Origin of the sequence: Streptomyces tricolor, assembly GCF_002155905.1 — a bacterium.
Taxonomy (GTDB): domain Bacteria; phylum Actinomycetota; class Actinomycetes; order Streptomycetales; family Streptomycetaceae; genus Streptomyces; species Streptomyces tricolor.
In genome coordinates this window covers 1-939 of sequence record NZ_MUMF01000535.1, presented here as the reverse complement: position 1 = coordinate 939, position 939 = coordinate 1, and the positions used below count along the sequence as shown (strand labels likewise).

The window sequence follows — 939 nt, the reverse complement described above, 5'->3', positions numbered from 1 at the left end:
GCGTGGTGGTCCTCCTGATCGCCGCCATCGCGTTCGCCAATCGGGGGGGTGAGGGGGGTGGGGACGGCGCGCCCGCCAAGGACAACGAGCCGAAGTCCGCCCCGACCGCGGCCACCGGCACCAGGCCGGTCACCACAAAGACCGGAACCATCCCCACCGGCTACCCCCACACAGAACAGGGGGCCCAGAGCGCGGCGGCGAACTATGCGGTGGCGCTGGGGTCGGCCGAGATGTTCAACAGAGCCGGTCGCGACTCCATCCTACGGACCATCATCACTCCTTCCCGAGTGGCGAGTTCCGAGGCGGCCTTCGACAAGGCGTACACCCCCGCCTTCAGCAAGAGCCTCGGCCTGAACGACGACGGCACCGCTCCGCAGGGCTACACGTTCGTCTCCCGCACCAGTCCCATCGGTACGAAGGTCACCGAATCCACCGACGACTCGGCCACGGTCGAGGTGTGGTGCAGCGGCCTGCTCGGCCTCGCGGGCGACAAGTCCACGAACCCGGTCACCAACAGCTGGTTCACCATCACCATGAAGCTCGAGTGGGCCGCCGGCGACTGGAAGATCAGCACGCATTCCCAGAAGGACGGCCCTGCGCCCGTTCCCGGCGACGACAGGGCCTCCAGTGCCGATGAGATGTCCAAGGCCGTCGATGAGTACGGAGGGTTCACCTATGCCCGCTAACCGCCGCGTACTCACGCTGACCGGCGCAGTCGCCGCCGTACAAACGGCCGCGGTCCTCACGGCCACGCGTGCCTTCGCCGATCCCACGTCCCCGTCATCGCCCACGGCACCGGCGTCCCCCTCGCCGACCCCGACCCCCACTCCCACGAAGAGCAGCAACGCCTGTGAGCTGATCCACGGAGCTGCCCGGGACATCTGCGAAAGGGACAACGGCTCCTCCGGCGGCGGCTCCACCGGCACCACCCCCACCAAC

1 protein-coding gene and 1 pseudogene are annotated in these 939 nt (G+C 68.7%); both read left to right on the top strand.

The window, feature by feature from the left end; all coding sequences use genetic code 11:
• Window positions 1-686, top strand: a 686-nt coding sequence (locus CCN44_RS32740; RefSeq protein ID WP_086701817.1) for a hypothetical protein, incomplete at its 5' end; no start/stop codon positions are given.
• Window positions 676-939 (top strand): annotated as a pseudogene (locus tag CCN44_RS45685) (hypothetical protein); the annotation flags it as partial. The gene CCN44_RS32740 and the pseudogene CCN44_RS45685, both read left to right, overlap by 11 nt.